The organism is Geodermatophilus sp. SYSU D00691 (genome assembly GCF_054050275.1).
Window position 1 is genome coordinate 1 of the sequence record NZ_JBJGYZ010000027.1, and the last position, 19696, is coordinate 19696.

Genomic DNA, 19696 nt, shown 5'->3' on the forward strand with positions numbered 1-19696 from the left:
GCCAACCGCCTCGTCGGCATCCTCCACGGCTGCCTCAAGACCACAACCACATACGACGAGAGCACCGCTTGGCCCGAGGTCACGACCGCGGCGGCTTGACCCGAGGAACCATGGGATGTCTGAGCCCCTCGCGGACAGAGGTATGTCGGCGGGGGGCTCAGCGCGCCTCTCAGCGAGCGGTGCCGGCCGCTTGGACTCCGGTGAAGCCAAGGTTCACGTTCGCGGTCAGGCCCTGCATCGCGTCGATCGCTCCAGCGCTGGTGGGTAGGGAGATCGTGAAGATCATGTTGTCGGTACCACCCGGCTGCAGGCTGTTCGGCGACGGCAACGCCGCCGTGCTGAGGATCGGTCCGGAGTACAACGTCCGTTGCGTGCCGTCGCAGGTGTAGGTCGGTAGCTGATCGGTGCCGCCCCGCGTCCAGGCCCGGGAACACTGCTGCAGGGTGAGTTGCAGCCCGTTGATTCGGTCGGTAGTGAGTGCGCTCGAGGAGCCGGCGGTGGTGGCCAGGTTGACCGAGGACAAGGCCACGGTGCCGTCGTTCTCGAGGTTGAGTGCCCGGGTGAGAGAGTCGCCCGGCACGAACCCGGTCGTGGACACCGGAATGGTTTGCGGGATGCCGCCCGGCGCGCCTACGTCGAGCGACAGGATGCCCGACTGCACGGTCGTGGCGACTGAGGTGCTGTCAGTGAAGGCGCCGTAGGTGGCCAGTCCGGCAACAGAAGCGGCAACCCCGACGGCGGCCAGAACGGCGAGGACCTTACGGGTCTGACGGCGGTGAGCGCGCCTTGTCTGGACGGTCACGGTGCTCCCCTCGGGCTGGTCCGGCCTCTCCGGCGCCAAGGTCAACCGTGAGGCCGAGGACGCACGCCGAGCGCCACGAAACCGCAAGAGATCCTCAACAACCCGGGTGGACAGTTCTGACTGGTCTCCCCGGGTCTAGTCACGCGTGGAGCAGGGGGGCGGGCCTCGTCCGGTTGCGCCCGGACGGGGCCGTCTCCGTTTCAGAACTTGTGTAGCAGGTGGCGGCTCGGCGTTCGCCGATGGCACATCCATGGCACAGGACGTCGATAGATCGCGGGAAGCGATGACAACTGCCGGAAGGGGTTCACCCAGGTCAGCGGGCCCCTACGAGAGTTCGCGCAGTTCAGTGACCTGGGGTGATCAGTTCCGCTTCAACGTCTGACGGCGGGGCATCCATGATCCGGCGGGACGGAGGTCGTCGATGGTGGAGGACGCCGCGCGGCGCCGGGCCGAGCAGTCGGAGCGGGCCGCGCACCACGCGCAGGCGCAGCGCCGCCGTGAGCAGGAGGAGTCGGACGAGGCCCAGGTCCTGATCGACCGGTCCGTCGAGCAGGTGCAGCAGATGGGCCTCCCGACCGAGGAGCTGACCGCCCGCCCATGGTCGGGCGTCGGCCGCCACAGCACCGGCGTCGTCGGCTGGTACCTCAAGCGCTACTGCTCCGTCGGCATCGACACCGACGGCAGGCTCCACGTGCTCAACGTGCCGCCGGTGCAGTTCGGCCGCTGGCGGACGGCGCACGTCCACCCGGCACCCCCCGCTGGTCGTCGGTAGGGGAGCCGGGGACGGCGAGGTGTTCGACCTCGACGTCCTGCTGCGCCGGCGACTGGAGTGGCGCGCTGCCGGAGCGGGCTGACAGAGCCGGAAGCGGCGGCCGCGTCACCGTCGGTGAACGACGCGCGTCGCTCGTGCCCACGCCCCTGAGGGGTGGTCCGTCCCCCCGGCGCGTCGCGTGCTTCTCCGGCTTACCGTGCGCCGGGCTGCGGCGGCTCGACCGCCGTGGCCCGTCTACTCCGTCGCGACTGGAGCGAAGGGCGTCCGGGCGGGCGGCTGATCTCGAGGGGGAGATCCATGCGTCGATTGCTCGTACCGGCCATTGCAGGAGCGGCCCTGCTCGTCACCGGCGTCATTCCGGCAGCCGCGGTGGTCGGAGGTCAGCCGGACGGCGAGGGCCATCCGTACAGCGGCTTGGTGCTCGTTCCCGGAGTGGGCTTCTGCTCGGGCACGCTCATCGACGAGGACGTCGTCCTGACCGCAGGGCACTGCACCGACTTCTTCGACGAGGAGAACGTGGGCACGGTGTACGTCACCTTCGACACGGAGGCGGCGGTCGACCTGGAGACGTGGGAGATCATCGAGGGCGAGGGCAACTGGTACACCTCGACGGACTGGGTGACTCACCCCGAGTACGTGGAGGAGGAGTGGCCGTTCACCTACGACTACGGCCTCGTGTTCCTCGACGAGCCGGTCACCGGCATCGAGCCGGCCGACCTGCCCGAGCCCGAAGTGGTCGACGAGCTGATCGGCACCACCGGGCAGACGGCCGTCCGGTTCAATGACGTCGGTTACGGGGTGAACGGCAAGGCCCACATCGGCAACGGATTCGACCCGACAGTCGACTTCGTCCGCCGGGTGTCGACGCAGCGCTACAACCCGAGCCGCGGTGCGGTCGGCACCCTCGACCCGCTGTGGCTGATCCTCGGGCAGGCGCCGTCGCCCACCAAGGGCAGCGGTTGCCCTGGCGACTCCGGGTCGGGGATCTTCGTGGCGGAGACCGACACGATCGTGGCGGTGCACACCGGTGGCTACGGAGTCGGTTTCGAGGGCAACCTCTGCGGTCGGATCACGTCGCTGAACCACCGCATCGACGTGCCCGAGGTCCTCGACTGGATCAGGTCGTACATCGACTGACCGAAGGTCGTTCCAGCAAGGTGGCGGGCCGGCTCGGGCCGGCCCGCCCCCGTCCGGCAGGCGCTGCCTGTCCACGCTGAGGACGTTGCCCTTGATGGGCTGATTCGTGCGGGCCTCTCCCAACCGCGAGCCGGCGAAGAGCATGGCGTAGCCCCAGCGGCGGTACGTGGAGTCCTCCAGGGCAGCCCTGGATTCGGTGAGGGCAGGGACGGTCGGGTGCGCTGTGGGCGAGGACGAGTCCACCACGGAGCGGTGTAGTTGCACGGCGAACTCCTGAGCCGGGTGACATGCAGGACGGCGACGTCGTGGACGTGGTCGTCCCTCAGCTCACACGCCATGCCTCCGCAGTCGACCGGTCCCCGCCGTCGGCGACCGACCGGACGCGGTTGCGTCACCACTCGGCCCGGTGCCGGAGCAGGTCGCGGTGGGGGGCGCCGGCGGCAGCCGGTCACCGTCGAGCGCTCGATGGGGTGAACCGGTGCGCGGTCCGCAGCAGGCGGACGCCCCTACGGCGATGCTCGTCCGACCGGGACGACCGACGCACGACCGAGGAAGGCGTACTCCATGAGCGAGGCGAAGCGCAGGGCGCAGGACGCGTTGTTCACCGCGATCGCGGGCCAGGCGGAGACGAACATGAAGGCTGCCATGCGGCCGGGCGAGAAGGCCGCGCTCCTGCACGAGCTGGCCGAGGCGTACCGCTTGACGGCCGGCACCAGCTCCGTGCCCAACGTGTGGACCGCACGCAGTGGTCAGCCTGCGGGCGACGCGGAGAGCTAGGCAGCGGCCGTGGCGGGGCCGGCCTACGACGCCGGCAGGCCCGGCCCGAACAGCCGGGGCAGGAGCGCGGAACCCCAGCGGGGCCGTCGGTGCCGAGGCCCTGCGGTCGGCGGCGCGCCGCCCACCTCGGGCGCCCGGACGCCCCGCGAGACGGTCAGCGGCGGCTTGGGGAGCGCCACGTCGAGCGCGATCGTGTCCGGGACCCCGCCGTCGACCTCCTCCGTGGCGGTGGCGCTCGCGATGTGCGCCTTCGCCAGCTCGTAGCCGTGCTGGATCGCCGCCAGCTGGGGCTCCTCGCCGTCCTGGGTGCTGCCCCACGTCTGATCCGGCATGCGTGCCCTCCCTGAGTCGGTCAGCTCTCCTCCCGTCATCCCCTCCGAGCGCCTCAGGGGTCCGCCGGTCGTCACTCCCGCACCACTGGACCCACACGTCCCGGGGTGGAGCTGTCACCCTGGCGGGGTGACGCCTGCCGAGACCGTGCAGGACAGGGTCGGCGCCGTGCCCGCACACGGAGCCGTCCCGCGCCGCCCACGCGTCGCCGTGGCGCTCGGCGGCGGGGGCGCCCGGGGGTTCGCCCACATCGGGGTGCTCCAGGTGCTGGAGGACCGCGGCTACGACGTCGTCAGCGTCGCCGGCAGCTCCATGGGCGCCCTCGTCGGGGGCGTCTACGCCGCCGGCACCCTCGACGGGTTCGCGGCCTGGGTGCGGAGCCTGACGCACCGCGACGTGCTGCGCCTCTACGACCTCGCCCCCGGCGCGCCGGGTGCCATCCGGGCCGGGCGGCTCTTCGCCAAGCTGGGCGACTTCACCGGCGACGCGCGGATCGAGGACCTGCCGGTCGCGTTCACCGCGGTCGCGACCGACCTCCGGACCGGCGAGGAGCGGTGGTTCCGGGACGGCCCGCTCGACGCCGCCCTGCGTGCCTCCGTCGCGCTCCCGGGTTTCATGACCCCGGTGGTCGTGGACGGCCGGGTGCTGGCGGACGGCGGCCTGGTGAACCCGCTGCCCATCGCGCCCACCCTCGCGGCCCGGGCGGACCTCACCGTGGCGGTCGCGGTGACCGGCGCGCACCGCGTCCCCGCGGAGGTGCCGCACGCGGCCCCCCGGCGCCGGAACGGCTCCCGCCGGGACGTCGTCCGCCCCTGGCGCACGTCCCCGCCCGACCGGGCCGCGAGCGAGGCGACGGGCCCCGTCGCCGACGCGCTGCCCCCCGGGCTGCGGACGCTCGACGTGATCGAGCTGTCCCTGAACGCCCTGCGGACGACGGTGCTGCGGCACACGCTCGCCGCCCACCCGCCCGACGTCCTCGTCAGCGTCCCCCGGTCCGCCTGCCGGACCCTCGACTTCCACAAGGCCGGGGAGCTGATCCGGCTCGGCTCCCACCTCGCCGCCGAGGCCCTCGACCGCCTCGAGGGCCGATCGGTCACCTACGCCGCGGGTGAGGGGTCCTGACGTTCCCGGCATCCGCTCGCGCCCTGCACCTCGTCAGGCGACCAGCAGGCCGATCCCGAGGGTGATCGCCCCCACCGCGAGCACGGCACCTCCTGCGTACACGAGCGCGATCGCACCGTTCGGGCGCTGCGCATCGGGGGAGGTGACCGAGAGGAAGAAGCCGAGCGGCATCAGGATGGGGGCGGCCGCGAAGCAGATCCGCACCACCCAGGCCAGTCCTGACCCGAGGTCTGCCTGGTCGACGTAGAGCATCGCCACCAGCGCCAGCACGATCCACACCCCGGCGTGCGCGTGCCCGGCGCGGAACATCCCCTGCCGCAGCGGGTTGCCGACGAAGCCGGGATCGCGGCGCGTGAGCATGGCCAGCAGCGCCAGACCGCCGAGCTCGACGGTGGGGACGGCGATCAGGAGGACCGCGGCGAGGATCCGTGACTCGGTGGACAGCATGGGCGTCCCTCCCGGAGATCGGCCCCCGCGGTTCCGCATGATGCCGCCGCACCCGCCGGTGCGACACCCTGATGAGCCCGACCCGACTGGACGGCGTGCGATGGCTGATGCGGCCGCGGCAGCGACCCGGGCCGTGGCGCGGGTCCGGGACGAGCCGGCCGGCCGGTACGAGGTCGCGGCGCGGTTCTACCGGGACGCCTCCGGGCCGCGGAGACGGTATGCCGCGGCCGAGCTCGGTTTCCTGCGGTGGGAGTTGAGCAGGGGCGTGCTCGCGCCGGTTGCCGGCCGGCGGCCGGGCAGCCCCTGGTGGCGGGCGGTCAACGACCGGTTGCTGCGGGACAAGGTGGAGGCCGACCTGCTGACCGCCGGCGCACCCGGGACACCGAGCGCGGTCAGCGTCGAGCTGTGGGGACGGTTCCTCCGTGCCCCTGGTCCCGCGGCCTGGTACCGCGCCCACAACGCCAGCATCGTGGGCGCCTACCTGGCGCACGAGGACCTCGCGGCGGCCGAGCTCCCGGCGGAACGCTTCATGATGAACGTGGCCCTGCTGCGCGTCCTCTACACCCACGCGCTCGTGGCCCGACCGCGTCTCGCCCTGGGGCCCCTGGCGGCTCTGGGACCGGTGCTGGCCGATCCGCGCGGGCCCACCGTGTGCCTGTTCCTCGACCTGCGCCGCTCCTTCCCGAGCTCGTACCCGCTGCAGGTGCCGCTGACGGACGCGATCGCCCGCGAGCAGCCCCTGGCCCGCGCGCTGGACTACGGGGCGATCGCGCCCCGGCTCCCGGACCTCTACGAGTTCTCGGCCGCCGCGTTGGGGGAACCGGGGCTGACCGACCTGCTGGACGACGGGGCGCCGGCGTACGCCTGGCCGCACGCCGAGCGGGGGGTCTGGAGCGAGGGCGTCACCGGGCGGCACCTCCGGGTGGTCGCCGCTGTGACCGGGGTCCGCGAGGCGTTCGACCGGCAGTTCGGCTGAGGCCGAGCGCGGATCAGGACGCGACGGAGAACAGCTCCCACTCCTGCGGCACGCCCTTCAGCGCACGCCGGCCCCGTTCGTCGAGGACGATGCCGGATCCGACGAGCACGTCGCGCACGGTCCGCGAGACCAGGATCTCGCCGGCCCCGGCCGCCTGCATGACACGTGCCGCGATGTGCACGGCGATCCCGCCGATGCCGGGCCCCCGCAGCTCCACCTCGCCCGTGTGCACGCCGATCCGCACGTCCAGGCGCAGTTTGCGCCAGGCATCGCGGAGGGCGAGGGCGGCCTCGATCGCGCGACCGGGACCCGGGAAGGTGGCCAGCACACCGTCGCCGGCGGTCTCGACGAGCCGGCCGCCGAATGCCGTCACCACCTGCCGGGCGGTGTCGTCGTGCCGGTCGAGCAGTTCGCGCCACCTCTGGTCCCCGAGACGGTCCGCGATCCCCGTCGAGCCGACGACGTCGGTGAACACGATGGTCAGGAGGGCCCTCTCCGCCGAGGTGCTGCCGCGTGCGCCGGTGAGGAACTCCTCGATCGCGTCCACCGCCGCCTCGGGGTGCTCCCAGGCCAACGGACCGTCGCGGCCCGGGAGCTCGACGAAGGTCGCGCCGGCGATGGTGTCGGCCAGGTACCGGCCATGCTCGATCCGGTACATGGCGTAGTCCCTGCGGTGCATGACGAGGGTCGGCACGCGGACGCTGCCCAGCGCGGGGCGCGCGTCCACCTCCAGCATCGCGGTCAGGTACGCGCGGACGGCGCCGGGGCTGGCGATGCTGCGGGTGTAGCGGGCGAACCACCGGCGGAACCGCTCGTCGGAGGACCGGCTGGGCACCTGGAGGTGCACCTGCTCCTCGGACCCCCACGTGGCGGCCACCTGGTCGACCACGGCGGCGGCGCGCTGCGGATCGGTGCCGATGGGGTAGTCGTCGGAACGGAGGATCCGTGCGGCGGTGTTCGCGAGCACGAGCGCGACCGTCCGGTCGGGGTGCGTGGCGGCGAACAGGGCCGCCATCGGGCCGGCGTCGAACACGCCCATCACGGCCGCCCGGCGTGCGCCGACGGCGTCCATGACCGCGAGGACCTCCTCCGTGTACGACTCCCAGGGCGGCAGGGAGCGCAGTGGCAGCGGATCCGAGGCACCCGAGCCGCGGCGGTCGAACCGGATCAGCCGGCAGAACCGGCTCATCCGGTGGTACATGGCGGCCGTCGCCGGGTCCTCCCAGTCCAGGTCGATGCTGGTGAAGGTCCCTGCCGACAGGACCAGGTCGGGCGGTCCACTGCCCACCACCTGGTACGCGATGCGTTCGGCGCCGAGGCGCGCGTACCGCGTGTCGGGTTCCTCGGGGACGCTCACGGGTGGCGGACCGACGGCCGGTCGGTCAGCTCTGCTCGAGGACGTGCAGGTGGCGCACCCTCAGGTCGTCGATCTCGAGCGAGCCCACCCTCATCCGCTCGATCGCGAGCCTGCGGATCGCCAGGTGCCAGATCGCCACGGCGCCGAAGGCCGAGGCCCCCGAGGCGAGGGCGAGCACGGACGCGAAGGCGATGCTCCGGGCTCCTGTCGCCGATGCCCCGGTCGCGGTGGCTCCCGTGGCTGCCGGCCGGACGGCTCGAGACCTCATGGCGTTCCTCCTGGAGAGGTGCCCGCGCCCCTGCCGGATCGGGGGCCGAGGGAGGTCCATGATGCCTCCGCGGCGGTTGCTCGGGCACTCCCTCCGACGCCGCCGCGGCGGTCCACGCCCCGTGAGGGGGCTGGACCGCCGGGCGGCCCCTGCTCAGCCGTCGCCCTCCCCGCCGTCGGTGCCCTCCTCGACCTCCCGCTCGGCGTCCTCGACCGTGTCCTCGACGTTCTGCTCGACGCCGTCGTCGACGACGTCCGATCCGCAGGCGACCGTCGTGAGCGACGCGGCGGCGATGGCGAAGGCGGCCGCGGTGGCGCGCAGCGGGCGGACGCGGGTGGACCGGGTCATGGCATCTCCTGGATCGACGAGCTGGGTCGCCAGGAGTTCTGCCCGCGCAGCGCGCCGGCCAACCGGGACAGGGTCTTAGCGCCCTGCCCCGGGGTGCGCCGGCTGCGCTTGGGTGGCCGTGCAGGAGAGGCGGGAGGGGGCCGCAGCCGCGACGACCGGGAAGGGCCGGACCCATGGCCACCACACTGCCGGCGTTCACGCCGCTCGAGGACAGCTTGTTCGTGACGCTCTGCTGCCGGGCGCTGGACAACCGCTCGCCGAACCCGGTGCTCGGCGACGCGATGGCCGACGAGATCGTCCGCACGCTGGGCTACGACCACGAGCGGCTGCACATCGACACCAACCTGCGGCTCAACGCCGCCCTCCGGGCGAAGAAGATGGACCAGGTCGTCTCGGCGTTCCTCGCCCGGCACCCGGACGCCGTGGGGCTCGACCTCGGCGCGGGCTTCGACACCCGTGCCGTCCGGCTCGACCCGCCGTCCACCGTGGACTGGTACGACGTCGACCTCCCCGCGGTGGTCGAGGCCCGGGCGGGCCTGGTCCCGGACCGCCCGAACGCCCACGCGATCAGCGCCGACGTCACCACAGCGGGGTGGCTGGACGCCGTCCCGACCGGCCGCCCGGCCGTGGTCGTCGCCGACGGCCTGATCGGGTTCCTGGACCGGGAGGAGGTCGTCACCCTGCTCGACCGGCTGATCGACTACTTCCCCAGCGGGGAGGTCGTCTTCAACAGCTACCCGAAGTTCGCCATCTGGGCGACCAGGCACACCCCCGGCACCAAGGGGGTCTCCGGTCTGCTCCGGTTCCCCGGCATCGACGACCCCAGCGAGCTCGAGGGCTGGAACCCCCGGCTGCGGCTGGTCAGGGAGATACTGCTCAGCCGCGAACCCGAGATCGCGCAGTTCCCGCCCGTGCTGCGCCTGTACTACCGGCTGTCGGCGCACAGCACGGCCTGGTCGCGCAAGGGCACCATCGTCCTGCACTACCGCTTCTAGCGTGCGAGGAAGTGCACGCCGAGCCAGAGCCAGCCGGCCAGCACCACCAGCCGCCCGGGAGCCGTCCGCATGGCGGCCCCCGCAGCCTGACCGGCCGTCGGCGTCCGCCCGGGCCGGCGGCGGCCCGCGACCTCCAGCGCGACGGCTGCCGCGAGCAGCACGGCGAACCCCGTCAGGCTGACGGCGGATCCGCTCACGGCCGGTCCTCGTGGCCCGGCCTGAGGAGCAGCCACGAGCCGAGCACCAGCCAGCCGACCGTGGCCGTTCCCCGGACGGCGGGGTGCGCGAGGACCGGGTCCAGCAGGTCGCTGAGCGTCGGGAGCCCGTCGACCCCCAGCAGCACGAGTTCCCAGCCGACCGCCGCCAGGAGCAGGACCAGCCACGGGACGCCGCGCCGACCGACCGGCGGGGCAGCCCGGCCGGCCCGCTGCGCCAGCCCGACGGCCGCCAGGGCGAGGCCGGCGCCGGCCACCGCGATCAGCGCGCCCGTCGACAGCTCGCCGGCGACGGCCACCGCCGCCGTGCACGGCACGCCGAGCAGCGTGGTGAGCCGACGCGTGCCGCGGGAAGACACCACCGGTGCATGCTCGCGCACGAGGCCGACGCCGGGTCCTCGGTCTGGCCGGCGGGCTCGCCGTCGTCCTGACCGCGTGGAACAACCTGGTCGTCCCGCGGCTGCCCGGGTCGTACGTGGTCGCCAACCTGGCGGCGGCGACCGCGGTGGGAGCGGCGGGCCGGGCGGCCGGGCTGACCTGGCACGAGCTGGGGTTGTCCCGGCGACGGCTGCGCGCCGGGCTCCGCGGAGGTGGACCCCCCGCCGCCGCCGTCGCGGCGGGCTACGCGACCGCGCTGGCCGTGCCGGCGCTGCGCCCGCTGCTCGCCGACGCGCGGGTCGGCGCGCTCGACGGCGCGCAGGTGGCCCACCAGACGCTCGTCCGCGTCCCGCTCGGCACCGTCCTGTGGGAGGAGGTGGCCTTCCGCGGGGTGCTGCTGGCCGCGCTCGAGCGCCTGCTGACGCAGCGCGCGGCCGTCGCGGCGGACTCCGCGCTCTTCGGGATCTGGCACGTCCGCCCGACGTACGAGGCGCTGGCCGCCAACGACGTCGTCCGCGGGCCGGTCCGCACGACCGGCGCGGTGCTGCTGGGCTGCTCCGGGACGGCGGCCGCCGGCGTCCTCTTCTGCCGGCTGCGGCTGCGCAGCGGCAGCCTGCTCGCCCCCGTGCTGCTGCACCTGGCCACCAACTCGCTGGGCACGCTGGCGGCCGCGGCGGCCGTCCGCCTCAGCCGACGCCGTCGAGGAACCGGGCCAGGACGGCGGCCCAGCGCTCGCGGGCCTCGTCGTTGAGCCCGAGCGTCTGCAGCCCGATCTGGGTGGCGATGATCGAGGCGGTGCCGTTCTTCTTCGGCTCGCTGGTGACCGTGACCGCCGAGCCGTCCGCGGCCTTGGCCCGCCAGGTGATCCGCCGGTCGGTGCCGCTCACCCGCAGCGTCCCGCCGACGATCACGCCCTGCACGGTGTCGTCGGCCGCCGCGAAGGCCGTCCAGCGGTCCATCAGCTCGTCCATCCCGAGCCGGGTCGCCCTGCTCACGCTCATCTGGAAGGTGCCGTCCGGGCGCTGGCCCGGGATCCGCCGGCCGATGTGCTGCTCGTACGCCACCGTCACGGCCTGGGTCCACCAGCCGAGCTGGTCGATGGTGCCCTCGAGCTCCGCGTAGACCTTCAGCGCGATCTCGTGGTGGTCGAGGTCCCGGGCGCCGATGCCGTCCATGAACGCCAGCCAGTCGTCCCACGACCGGTTCGTCGCCCGCTCGACCGGCCCGATCCGCGCGTTCGCCGCCATGCGTCCTGGCACCCCTCCGTCGACACGGTCGCGGCGCCGGACGTTACCTGCAGCTCAGCTGCCCGGGGGAGTTCCGGGAGGTCCGTCGAGGGGGTCGGGCGGCAGCAGGGGCTCGACCGGGGTGACCACGGCGGTGCCGTCGTCGACCAGCGGTGGCCCGCCGACGACGTCGATGGTGGTGGCGCCGGCCCCCGGCCGCGGCCCCCTCCCGACCCTGCCCAGCACCTGCTGGACCTCCGGGCGTTCCGCTAGGCCGACGGCGGCCTGCTTGATCTGCTCGAACCGTTCCCGCCCCGCGCGGGCGCCGAGCACGTACCCCGTGCCGAGCCCGAGCCCCAGCGAGACGCGGCGGGTCAGCTTGCGACCCTCCTTCTGCAGCCGCTCACCGGTCTCGGCCACCGCCTCGGGGACGACGTCGACGGTCCGGCCCAGCCGCTGGACGGCCTCCACGCCGGCGTGGCCCACCTCGGCCGCGCGCGCCGCCACCACGGGTGCGACCGCCCCGGCGAGCCGGGTGGTCGCACCGGCGGCCTGCACCACGCCGGCCGCCCCGGCGTCGGCGCCCCGGGCGAGGAGCCGGCCGGTGGCCGACAGCAGCGGCAGGGTCGCCGTCCCGAGCAGCTGGCCCAGCGCCACGGCCGAGGCCGCCGCGGTGACGGCACCCCGGCCGGTCGCCCCGGCGGCACGACCGAGGGCCGTCGCCACCGGCAGCGCGAGGGCCCGCACGTCCGGCCGGCCGCCCGACGGCCGGGGCCGCCGGCGCAGCCGGAGCACGACGGCGACCAGGGCGGCGAGTCCGGCGAGGCCCGCGAGGCCGGCCAGCGCGGCCGCCACCGCCCCGCCGCGCCGGGCGCCGCCGGGACCGGTGGGCCCGCCGGCGGGTCCGCCGGCGGGTTCGCCAGCGGGTTCGTCGGCGGGCAGCAGGGTCTCGGAGACCTCTTCGGAGTACTCGATGCCGTAGTGCCGGTAGAGCGCCGCTTCCTCGCCGGCGGAGAGGTGCTCGGTGTCGCCGGTGGGCGGCGGCGCCTCGCGGACGACGTTCCCGCTGAACGCCACCCGGACCCGGTCGCCGTCCTCGGTCGCGTCGACCAGCGGGACCACCACGGTGGCCTCGCCGACCTCGGCGTAGAGCCACTCCGGCAGGCCGGTGGCGTCGTCGGTCAGCAGCGCCCGGCACACGCCGAGCTCGGCGCCGTCCTGGTCGACCACCGTCCTGCCGACCCACTTCGGGACCACGTCGGGTCCGGGCAGTGCCATAGTCGTCCCCCTCGGCATAGGGCGTGCCGGGCCGCCGGTGGGCGGTCCGTCCCCGTGCCAGGCCCCGTACCCCGCGACCCGGCTGCCAACCGAGGAGTCGCGCGGGGTCAGCGGATGCCGCGGGCCCGCTGCTCGCGCAGCTCGGCGAAGACGCGGCGGCGGATGACGTCCTCCCGCCGCTCGTCCAGCCCGGCGAACCGGATGGAGAGCTCGAGGCGCTCGCCCTCGCCCTCGCGCCGCCGGATGACCACGCCCTCGCACTCGACGGCGGACTCGCCCAGCCGCAGCGTCATCGCGATCGCGGCCCGCTCGGCCAGCACGGGCCCGGTCTGCCCGGGCCCGCCCGCGTCGGCGGCGCGGGCGGGGAACGACGCCAGCGGCAGCCAGCAGCGCACGCCGGCCTCGCTGAGGTCCACCCCGGTCGCCTCGACGAACGCGCCGTCGAACCGCAGGGTCAGCGGGAAGGTGAACGGGGCGCGGACGGCCGACCGGCGCTGCCCGCTCGCGGCCGGGCCGGTCGGGCGGACCTCCCAGGTAGGCCGGGTGCCCGTGCGCACCGCGACCAGCTCGGTGGGGACGACGCGCATCCCGCTCGGCCCCTGCCAGAGCAGTTCCAGCGACTCGCCGGGCTCCAGCCGGACGCGCAGGCGGTCGCGGTCCTCCCCGACGGTGAGGACGAGGCTGTCGTCGCCCACCCGGTCGACGAAGCTCTGCACGAGGTCGTCGCGGCTGCCTGCAGCCACGTCGACGCTCTCGCGCTCGGCGGGGTAGTCGACCCCCGGGTTCCCCTTCACGTCCTTCCCCTCGGCCGGCAGCTGCCCCCGCTGATCGTCGAAGCACCCCGCCACCACCCGAACGGGTGACGGGGACCGGTGACCGGATCAGCGCAGCTCGCGGGCCCGGGACTCGCGCAGCTCGGCGAACACCCGGCGGCGGATGGCGTCCGCGAGGCGGTCGTCGAGGCCGACGAACTTCAGGGACAGCTCCAGGCGGTCGCCCTCACCGGTGCGCTGTCGGACGACGGCGGCGTCGGCGGGGACCTCGTGCGAGCCCAGGTGCACGGTGGCGACGACGGCGGTCCCCTCGGCGGGCCCGGCTGCGGCGGTGCTCCCGCCGTCCTCGCCCGAGGCCTCCGCGAGCGACGCGAGGGGCAGCCAGCAGCGCAGACCGGTCTCGCTCAGGTCCACGCCGGTGGCCTCGACCTCCACCTCCCCGATGCGCAGGGCCACCGCGAAGGTGAACGCGGCACGGACGGCGGACCGGCGTTGGCCGGTGCCGGCCGGCCCGGTCGGCCGCACCTCCCAGGTGGGGCGGCTGCCCGACGGCTGCACGCCGACCAGCTCGGTCGGCAGGACACGCATCTCACCCGGGCCGCGCCAGATCAGCTCCAGCTGCTCGCCGGGCTCCAGGCGGACGCGCCGCCGCGTGCGGTCCTCGCCCACGGTCAGCACGAGCACCCGCTCGTCCACCCGCTCCACGAAGCTCTGCACGAGGTCGTCGCGGCCCGCTGCCTGGACGTCCACCGCCTCCCGCTCCTCCGGGTAGTCGATCCCTGCTTCGCCCTTCACGTCCCACCTCCGCCGTCAGCTGGTCTCGCTGCGGGGCCAGAGAGTGGGCCACGGGGGCTCCGGCGTCGAGTACCTCGCGCGGGAGCGTCGCCACCGGTGTCACGGGAGCACCACCGGCCCGAGGGGCGCGCACCCGTCGGGGACCTAGGTCCCGCAGAACGTGCGGTAGGTGGCGGCGAAGTTCTCCGGCCCGGGGACGGCGTAGCGCTCGAGGCCGGGGCGCTCGTCGAACGGCCGGGTGACCGCCTCCAGCAGCTCCCGCAGCGGGGTCAGGTCGCCGTCGGTCGCGGCGGTCAGCGCCTCCTCGACCAGGTGGTTGCGCGGGATGTAGACGGGGTTGACCCGGTCCATGGCGTCGGCGTCCGGGCCGAGCGCGCGCCACCGGGCGGCCCACGCGTCGAACCCGGCCAGGTCGAGGAACAGGTTGCGCGCCGGGTCGGCGTCGCCGCGGGCGGCTGCCCCCAGCGACCGGAAGAAGGAGGTGTGGTCGACGTGGCCGGCCCGCAGCAGATCGGTCAGCTCGTCGACCAGCCCGTCGGCGACCTCGTCGGCCAGCCCCTCGGGCAGTCCCAGCTTCGCCCGCATGCCGGCCGACCAGGCCGCGCTGTACTGGGGCCGGAACCCGCCCAGCGCCGCCACGGCCAGCTCGATCGCCCGCGACTGGTCCTCGTCGATCAGCGGCAGCAGCGACTCGGCGAACCGCGCCAGGTTCCACTCCGCCACCACCGGCTGGTTGCCGTAGGCGTACCGGCCGGTCTCGTCGATGGAGCTGTAGACCGTCGCCGGGTCGAACGCCTCGAGGAACGCGCAGGGCCCGTAGTCGATGGTCTCGCCGGAGATCGTCATGTTGTCGGTGTTCATCACGCCGTGGATGAAGCCGACGAGCATCCACCGCGCCACCAGCGACGCCTGCGCCGTCACCACGGCCTCGTACAGCGCGAGGTACGGGTTGGCGGCGGAGGCGGCGGCGGGGTGGTGCCGCGCGATCGCGTGGTCGGCCAGCCGGCGCAGCAGGTCGACGTCGCCCGTCGCCCGCGCGTACTGGAAGGAGCCCACCCGCAGGTGGCTGCTCGCCACGCGTGCGAGCACCGCGCCCGGCAGCGCCGTCTCCCGGAGCACCGGCCGGCCGGTGGCCACCACCGCGAGCGACCGCGTCGTCGGGATGCCGAGCGCGTGCATCGCCGTGCTGACCACGTGCTCGCGCAGCATCGGACCGACGGCGGCCAGGCCGTCGCCGCCGCGGGAGAACGGCGTCCGCCCCGAGCCCTTGAGGTGCAGGTCGTGGCCGCCGATCTCCCCGAGCAGCAGCGCCCGCCCGTCGCCGAGCCGCGGCGAGTAGAAGCCGAACTGGTGCCCCGCGTAGGCCTGCGCCACCGGGGTGGCGCCTTCCGGCACCTCGTTGCCGACCAGGAACCGGACGCCGGCCGGGCTGCGCAGCCAGTCGGGGGAGAGGCCCAGCTCCGCCGCCAGCTCCTCGTCGAGCACGAGCAGCTGCGGGTCGGGGGCCTCGTCGGCCTGCCACCGCAGCGCCAGTTCGGGCAGCTCCCGGGCGAAGCGGTCGTCGAGGGGCACGGTGGACGGCGGTGCGGCGGTCACGCCCTGTGTAGTGCCCGCGGGGTGCCCGCGCATTCCGTCCAGCCGTCTGCAAGACGGGTGCAAACCGGGCGGACGACGGTGTGCGCAGGCAATCCCGACGCACCGAGGAGACCGCGATGACCGCCACCACCGCCCCGATCGACACCAGCGAGATGAACACCGTCCACACGCTCTTCCGCCGCGAGTTCCGGCTCGCCGGCGGCGTCGTCCGCCGCGTGGCCGACGGCGACGTGGCGCGCGCCCGGGTGGTCGACGCGCACCTCGACCTCATCGGGCGGGGCCTGCACCAGCACCACACCAGCGAGGACGAGCTGCTCTGGCCGGTGCTGCTGGAGAGGGTGCCCGATGAGCTGGCGCCGATCGTGCGGCTCATGGAGGCGCAGCACGAGAAGGTCGACGCCCGGCTCGCGCAGATCGGCGAGCTCCGCCCCCGCTGGGTGGCCACCGCCACGGCGGCCGACCGCGACCGGCTCGCCGCCCTGTTCGACGAGCTCTACGTGCTCCTCGCCGAGCACCTCGACGCCGAGGAGGAGCGGCTGCTGCCGATCGTCGCCCGCACCCTGACCGCGGCCGAGTGGGCCGAGATGGGCGTGCGCGCCCGCGCCAGCACGCCCCGGGCGGAGAGGTCGCTGGTCATGGGCATGATCCAGTACGAGGGCGACCCCGCCGTCATCGCGCACATGCTCTCCGCGGCGCCGCCGCCGGTGCGCTGGCTGGTCCCGAAGCTGGCCCGCCGCGCGTTCCGCAGGCACGCCCTGGTCGTCCACGGCACGGCGACGCCCTGACTCAGGCCAGCCGGGCCAGCAGCTTCTCCGTCCGGTCCGCCCACTCCGGCAGCCCCGCGTCGCGGTGCCGCCGCAGCGCCAGCTCCCCGAACTCCCGCGCCGCGGCGAGGTCGCCCTCGGCGGCGGCCAGCTCGGCCAGGGTGTGCGCGACGCTGCCGGAGAACAGCGCCGACATCCCGCCCACGGCGAACACGTCGGCGAACGGGGTCAGCGCCCGGCGCAGGTCGCGGACGGCGTCGCCGTCGCCCAGCGCCAGCCACACCCGCGCGCGCAGCACGGTGAGGCTGGTCCACAGGTAGTCGTCGAGGATCGGTGGCTGCTCCGCCCACGGGCCGAGCAGCCGCCGCACCTCGTCGTCCCGGCCGGTTGCGAGCAGGGCCAGGGCGTGCAGGTCGCGCAGCGGGCTCAGCGGGTGCGCGGCCACCTGCCGGAGCGTCGGCTCCATCTCGGCGAGGCGGCCCTGGGCCTCCCGGATCGTGGCGAGCTGCCCCTCGGTGATCCCGCCGCCGGGCATGGCCAGCGTCTGCTCCAGCCGCGCCAGCCGGGCGAGGTCCTGCTCCGCCCCGGCCAGGTCGCCGTGCACCTGCCGCAGCAGCGCCAGCGCCCAGCCGGCGATGAGCAGCACCTGGGGCAGGCTGTGCTGCTCGGCCAGGTGCTCGGCGCGCAGCAGGTCCGCCCGCGCCTCGGCCAGCCGGCCGACCTCCCCGCGCGCGACCGCGCGCTGGGTCAGCGCCACGGCCAGACCCGGTCCGTCCCCGGTGCGCGTGAGCAGCTCGACGAGCTCGTCGACGACGGCGGTCCGCCGGTGCACCAGGCCGGGCCGGGAGAGCGGCGCGGTCACGAGGTGCAGGACGGCGATCCGGTCCACCGTGCCGACGTCGTCGCGGCGCGCCCGCGCGAGCGCCGCGTCGGCCAGCGCCGTCCCGGCGGCGGCGCCGTCGGGGGCGTAGAGGTGCTCCAGCGCCAGCGCCGCCTCCACCCGCGCCCGCAGCGCCGGCGGCAGGTCGCCGTCCAGCACCGCCCGCCACAGCTCGATCGCCGACCGGTCCACGTCGGCCCGCATCCGCCAGCCCCACACCGCGCCGTCGGTGATCTCCAGCAGCACCTCCGCGGCGCGGCGCAGCTCGCCGCGGCGCAGCCGCAGCTCCCCGGCGGCCGCCAGCGGCGGCCACGCCTCCAGCGGCCGGCCGAGCCGGCGCAGCGCCCGCGACAAGCCGAGGGTCACGGTCTCCCGCTCGGCGTCGGTGACGGCGCCGTCCTGCTCCTGCAGCTGCGCGGCCGAGGCGAACAGCCGTCGCGCCTCCTCGTGCGCCGACCGGGCGGCCGCCGCCTCGGCCGCGCGGCGGGCGAAGGTCCAGGCCGAACGGGCGTGCGCCGGACCGGCCAGCCGGTAGTGCTCAGCCAGCTCCGCGGCGTGCTCGGCGACCCGGCTGGCGTGCCGGTCCTCGAGGGCGGCCGCCACCTGGGCGTGCGCCCGGGCGCGGGCCGGCGCGCGCAGCGTCTCGTAGACCGCGTCGCGCACCAGGGCGTGGGTGAACCGGTAGCGGCCGGGGTCCGACTCCTCGACCAGGCCCAGCACGAGCGCGGTCTCCACCGCCTCGTCGACCTCGGCCCCCGACCGCCCGGTCGCCTGCTCCACCACGGTCACGTCGAAGGCGCGCCCGGCCACCGCGCCGACCGCGAGGACCTCGGCGGTGGCCGGCGGCGTCTGCGCCAGCCGCTGCCGGACGACGTCCCGCACCCCCCGCGGCACCGACCGCCAGGCCGGCGCGTCCGGACGGGAGAGCGCGCCCTCCGCGGCCAGCAGGCGCACCACCTCGGTGACGAAGAACGGGTTGCCGCTGGTCCGCGCGACGAGCTCGGCGGCCACCTCGTCGGAGACCTCGACCCCGGTGGTCGCCCCCACGTGCGCCACGACGGCGCCGGCGTCGATGCCGGCCAGCTCCACCCGCAGCGGGTCGAGCCGGGCCAGGGAGCCGAGCAGGTCGGCGACGGCGGCGTGGGTGTCGGCGGTCGTCGTCCGCAGCGCGACCACCAGCACGGCCGGCACGGTGGCGAGCCGGGCGGCCACCCGGCGGACCAGCCGGAGGCTGTCGGAGTCGGCCCAGTGCACGTCGTCCAGGACCAGCAGCACCGGCGGACCGGCGGCCACCGCGTCGACCAGCGACTCGGCGAGCCGGTAGCTCTCGGCGGCGGCGTCGCGCTCGGCGCCGCGGGTGGGGGAGAGGACGTCGTCGCGGCCGAAGGCGCCGCGCGCGGCCGCGGTCCAGCCCTGCAGCGGCGGGCCGCCGTCGGGCTCCCAGGTGCCCCGGCCGACGCGGAAGCCCGCGGCGGCGCCGCGGGTCAGCAGCTCCTCGGTGAAGCGGGTCTTGCCGATGCCGGGCTCACCGCTGACCAGGACGACACGGCCGCGCCCGCGGGCGGCGCCGGCCAGCGCCTGCCCGGCGGCGGTGAGCTCGGCGTCGCGGCCGACCAGGCCGAGGGCGCCGACCGGCTCGTCCGGCACGCGCTCCGGGGCCGGCGCCGGGCGGGGCGCCAGCTGGGGGTCCTGCCGGAGGACCGCCGCCTCGAGGTCGCGCAGCGCGGGGCCGGGGTCGATGCCCAGCTCGTCGGCCAGGTGCGCCCGCGCCCGCCGCAGCGTCTCCAGCGCGTCGGCCTGCCGGGCGGCCCGGTACTGGGCGAGGGCCAGCAGGCCCCAGAGGCGTTCCCGGGAGGGGTGCAGGCGCACCAGCTGCTCGAGCTCGGCCGCCGCGGTGCGGTCGTCGCGGCCCAGGCGCAGCTCCCACAGCTCCTCGAGCGCGGTGAGGCGCAGCTCGGTGAGCCGGACCGCCTCGGCGGCCAGCGACGGGGAGCTCTCGGTGAGCCCGGCGTAGGGCTCGCCCCGCCACAGCGCGAGCGCCTCGTCGAACAGCGCCTCGGCTGCCGCGCCGGTGGCCCCGCGGGCGCGGCGCACCAGGTCGGCGAACCGCCGCGCGTCGACGTCCTCGACCCCCAGCGTCAGCGAGTAGCCACCGGGGTGGGTGCGCAGCCGGTCGGCCGTGGCACGGGCGCGCCGCGCGGGCTCGAGCACCCGGCGCAGCCGGGCGACGTAGGACTGCAGCGACGCCTCGACGCGGGCGGGCGGGTCCTCGCCCCAGATCTGGTCGACCAGGTGCGCCACCGAGACCGGCCGGCCCTCCGCGGCGACCAGCAGCGCCAGCATCGCCCGCGGCTTGGGCCCGCCCAGGTCGGGCGTCGCCCCGTCCAGCGCGACGTCGAGCCCCCCGAGCACCCGGACCTGCACGGCGCGGATGCTAGGGGCACGACGACGGCGCCGGAC

At 75.4% G+C, this 19696-nt stretch carries 22 protein-coding genes; 8 read left to right on the forward strand and 14 right to left on the reverse strand.

The features are described from left to right. Nucleotides 1–169 precede the first annotated feature (169 nt). Nucleotides 170–802 (reverse strand): TasA family protein, encoded by a 633-nt coding sequence (locus ACI797_RS18505; protein WP_456860209.1) that lies wholly within the window; start codon nt 800–802, stop codon nt 170–172. Nucleotides 803–1223: 421 nt separating this feature from the next. Between ACI797_RS18505 and ACI797_RS18510 the strand changes: the two genes are divergently transcribed. The 3 genes from ACI797_RS18510 (at nt 1224) to ACI797_RS18520 (ending at nt 3488) form a co-directional block, all read left to right on the forward strand. After that, nucleotides 1224–1574, forward strand: a complete 351-nt coding sequence (locus tag ACI797_RS18510) for a hypothetical protein (RefSeq protein ID WP_456860210.1) — start codon at nt 1224–1226, stop codon at nt 1572–1574. 297 nt (nt 1575–1871) lie between these two features. After that, nucleotides 1872–2711, forward strand: coding sequence for a trypsin-like serine protease (locus tag ACI797_RS18515; protein ID WP_456860211.1), 840 nt, complete (start codon nt 1872–1874; stop codon nt 2709–2711). 564 nt (nt 2712–3275) lie between these two features. Then, nucleotides 3276–3488, forward strand: coding sequence for a hypothetical protein (locus ACI797_RS18520; RefSeq protein WP_456860212.1), 213 nt, complete (start codon nt 3276–3278; stop codon nt 3486–3488). A 23-nt stretch (nt 3489–3511) separates the two neighbouring features. Here ACI797_RS18520 and ACI797_RS18525 read toward each other — a convergent pair whose 3' ends face one another. Beyond that, a complete protein-coding gene (locus tag ACI797_RS18525; RefSeq protein WP_456860213.1) occupies nt 3512–3820 on the reverse strand; it encodes a hypothetical protein in 309 nt (102 codons plus the stop codon). A 166-nt stretch (nt 3821–3986) separates the two neighbouring features. Between ACI797_RS18525 and ACI797_RS18530 the strand changes: the two genes are divergently transcribed. Then, nucleotides 3987–4940 carry a patatin-like phospholipase family protein gene (locus tag ACI797_RS18530; protein WP_456860214.1) on the forward strand — a complete coding sequence of 318 codons (954 nt, stop codon included), beginning with the start codon at nt 3987–3989 and terminating at the stop codon, nt 4938–4940. A gap of 33 nt (nt 4941–4973) precedes the next feature. On the opposite strand, the gene ACI797_RS18535 is transcribed toward ACI797_RS18530, so the two are convergent. After that, on the reverse strand, nt 4974–5387 hold the full coding sequence (locus ACI797_RS18535) for a hypothetical protein (RefSeq protein WP_456860215.1): 414 nt from the start codon (nt 5385–5387) through the stop codon (nt 4974–4976). A 100-nt stretch (nt 5388–5487) separates the two neighbouring features. On the opposite strand from ACI797_RS18535, the gene ACI797_RS18540 reads away from it, so the two are divergent. Continuing rightward, complete coding sequence (locus ACI797_RS18540) at nt 5488–6363, forward strand: hypothetical protein (RefSeq protein WP_456860216.1); 876 nt, start codon at nt 5488–5490, stop codon at nt 6361–6363. Nucleotides 6364–6376: 13 nt separating this feature from the next. Here ACI797_RS18540 and ACI797_RS18545 read toward each other — a convergent pair whose 3' ends face one another. The 3 genes from ACI797_RS18545 to ACI797_RS18555 form a co-directional block, all read right to left on the reverse strand. Beyond that, complete coding sequence (locus tag ACI797_RS18545; protein WP_456860217.1) at nt 6377–7720, reverse strand: adenylate/guanylate cyclase domain-containing protein; 1344 nt, start codon at nt 7718–7720, stop codon at nt 6377–6379. Between the two features lie 25 nt (nt 7721–7745). Beyond that, entirely contained in the window at nt 7746–7898 is a 153-nt protein-coding gene (locus ACI797_RS18550; RefSeq protein WP_456540696.1) for a hypothetical protein, read from the reverse strand. A gap of 243 nt (nt 7899–8141) precedes the next feature. After that, nucleotides 8142–8336 (reverse strand): hypothetical protein, encoded by a 195-nt coding sequence (locus tag ACI797_RS18555; protein WP_456540695.1) that lies wholly within the window; start codon nt 8334–8336, stop codon nt 8142–8144. A 173-nt stretch (nt 8337–8509) separates the two neighbouring features. Here ACI797_RS18555 and ACI797_RS18560 point away from each other — a divergent pair, with 173 nt between their 5' ends. Further along, complete coding sequence (locus ACI797_RS18560; protein WP_456860218.1) at nt 8510–9331, forward strand: class I SAM-dependent methyltransferase; 822 nt, start codon at nt 8510–8512, stop codon at nt 9329–9331. On the opposite strand, the gene ACI797_RS18565 is transcribed toward ACI797_RS18560, so the two are convergent. Then, complete coding sequence (locus ACI797_RS18565) at nt 9328–9528, reverse strand: DUF6186 family protein (protein ID WP_456860219.1); 201 nt, start codon at nt 9526–9528, stop codon at nt 9328–9330. The two genes, ACI797_RS18560 and ACI797_RS18565, sit on opposite strands and share 4 nt — an antisense overlap. After that, nucleotides 9525–9908, reverse strand: coding sequence for a hypothetical protein (locus tag ACI797_RS18570; RefSeq protein WP_456860220.1), 384 nt, complete (start codon nt 9906–9908; stop codon nt 9525–9527). The genes ACI797_RS18565 and ACI797_RS18570 overlap by 4 nt, the downstream gene beginning before the upstream one ends. Before the next feature lie 2 nt (nt 9909–9910). Between ACI797_RS18570 and ACI797_RS18575 the strand changes: the two genes are divergently transcribed. Next, entirely contained in the window at nt 9911–10675 is a 765-nt protein-coding gene (locus ACI797_RS18575; protein ID WP_456860221.1) for a CPBP family intramembrane glutamic endopeptidase, read from the forward strand. On the opposite strand, the gene ACI797_RS18580 is transcribed toward ACI797_RS18575, so the two are convergent. The 5 genes from ACI797_RS18580 to ACI797_RS18600 all read right to left on the reverse strand — a co-directional run bounded on the left by ACI797_RS18580 (nt 10611) and on the right by ACI797_RS18600 (nt 15592). Continuing rightward, a complete protein-coding gene (locus tag ACI797_RS18580; RefSeq protein ID WP_456860222.1) occupies nt 10611–11171 on the reverse strand; it encodes a hypothetical protein in 561 nt (186 codons plus the stop codon). The two genes, ACI797_RS18575 and ACI797_RS18580, sit on opposite strands and share 65 nt — an antisense overlap. 54 nt (nt 11172–11225) lie before the next feature. Beyond that, nucleotides 11226–12428: a hypothetical protein gene (locus ACI797_RS18585; protein ID WP_456860223.1), complete on the reverse strand. Its 1203-nt coding sequence runs from the start codon at nt 12426–12428 to the stop codon at nt 11226–11228. Nucleotides 12429–12535: 107 nt separating this feature from the next. After that, nucleotides 12536–13222 (reverse strand): PilZ domain-containing protein, encoded by a 687-nt coding sequence (locus tag ACI797_RS18590; protein WP_456860224.1) that lies wholly within the window; start codon nt 13220–13222, stop codon nt 12536–12538. A gap of 87 nt (nt 13223–13309) precedes the next feature. Continuing rightward, a complete protein-coding gene (locus ACI797_RS18595) occupies nt 13310–13996 on the reverse strand; it encodes a PilZ domain-containing protein (protein ID WP_456860225.1) in 687 nt (228 codons plus the stop codon). A gap of 144 nt (nt 13997–14140) precedes the next feature. Continuing rightward, on the reverse strand, nt 14141–15592 hold the full coding sequence (locus ACI797_RS18600; RefSeq protein ID WP_456860226.1) for a protein adenylyltransferase SelO: 1452 nt from the start codon (nt 15590–15592) through the stop codon (nt 14141–14143). Between the two features lie 116 nt (nt 15593–15708). Here ACI797_RS18600 and ACI797_RS18605 point away from each other — a divergent pair, with 116 nt between their 5' ends. After that, nucleotides 15709–16377: a hemerythrin domain-containing protein gene (locus tag ACI797_RS18605; protein WP_456860227.1), complete on the forward strand. Its 669-nt coding sequence runs from the start codon at nt 15709–15711 to the stop codon at nt 16375–16377. 1 nt (nt 16378) lies between these two features. Here the strand turns inward: ACI797_RS18605 and ACI797_RS18610 are convergent, their stop codons facing one another. After that, the gene (locus ACI797_RS18610; protein ID WP_456860228.1) at nt 16379–19660 is read right to left on the reverse strand and encodes a BTAD domain-containing putative transcriptional regulator; all 3282 of its coding nucleotides are present in this window, start codon (nt 19658–19660) and stop codon (nt 16379–16381) included. Between the last annotated feature and the right edge of the window lie 36 nt (nt 19661–19696).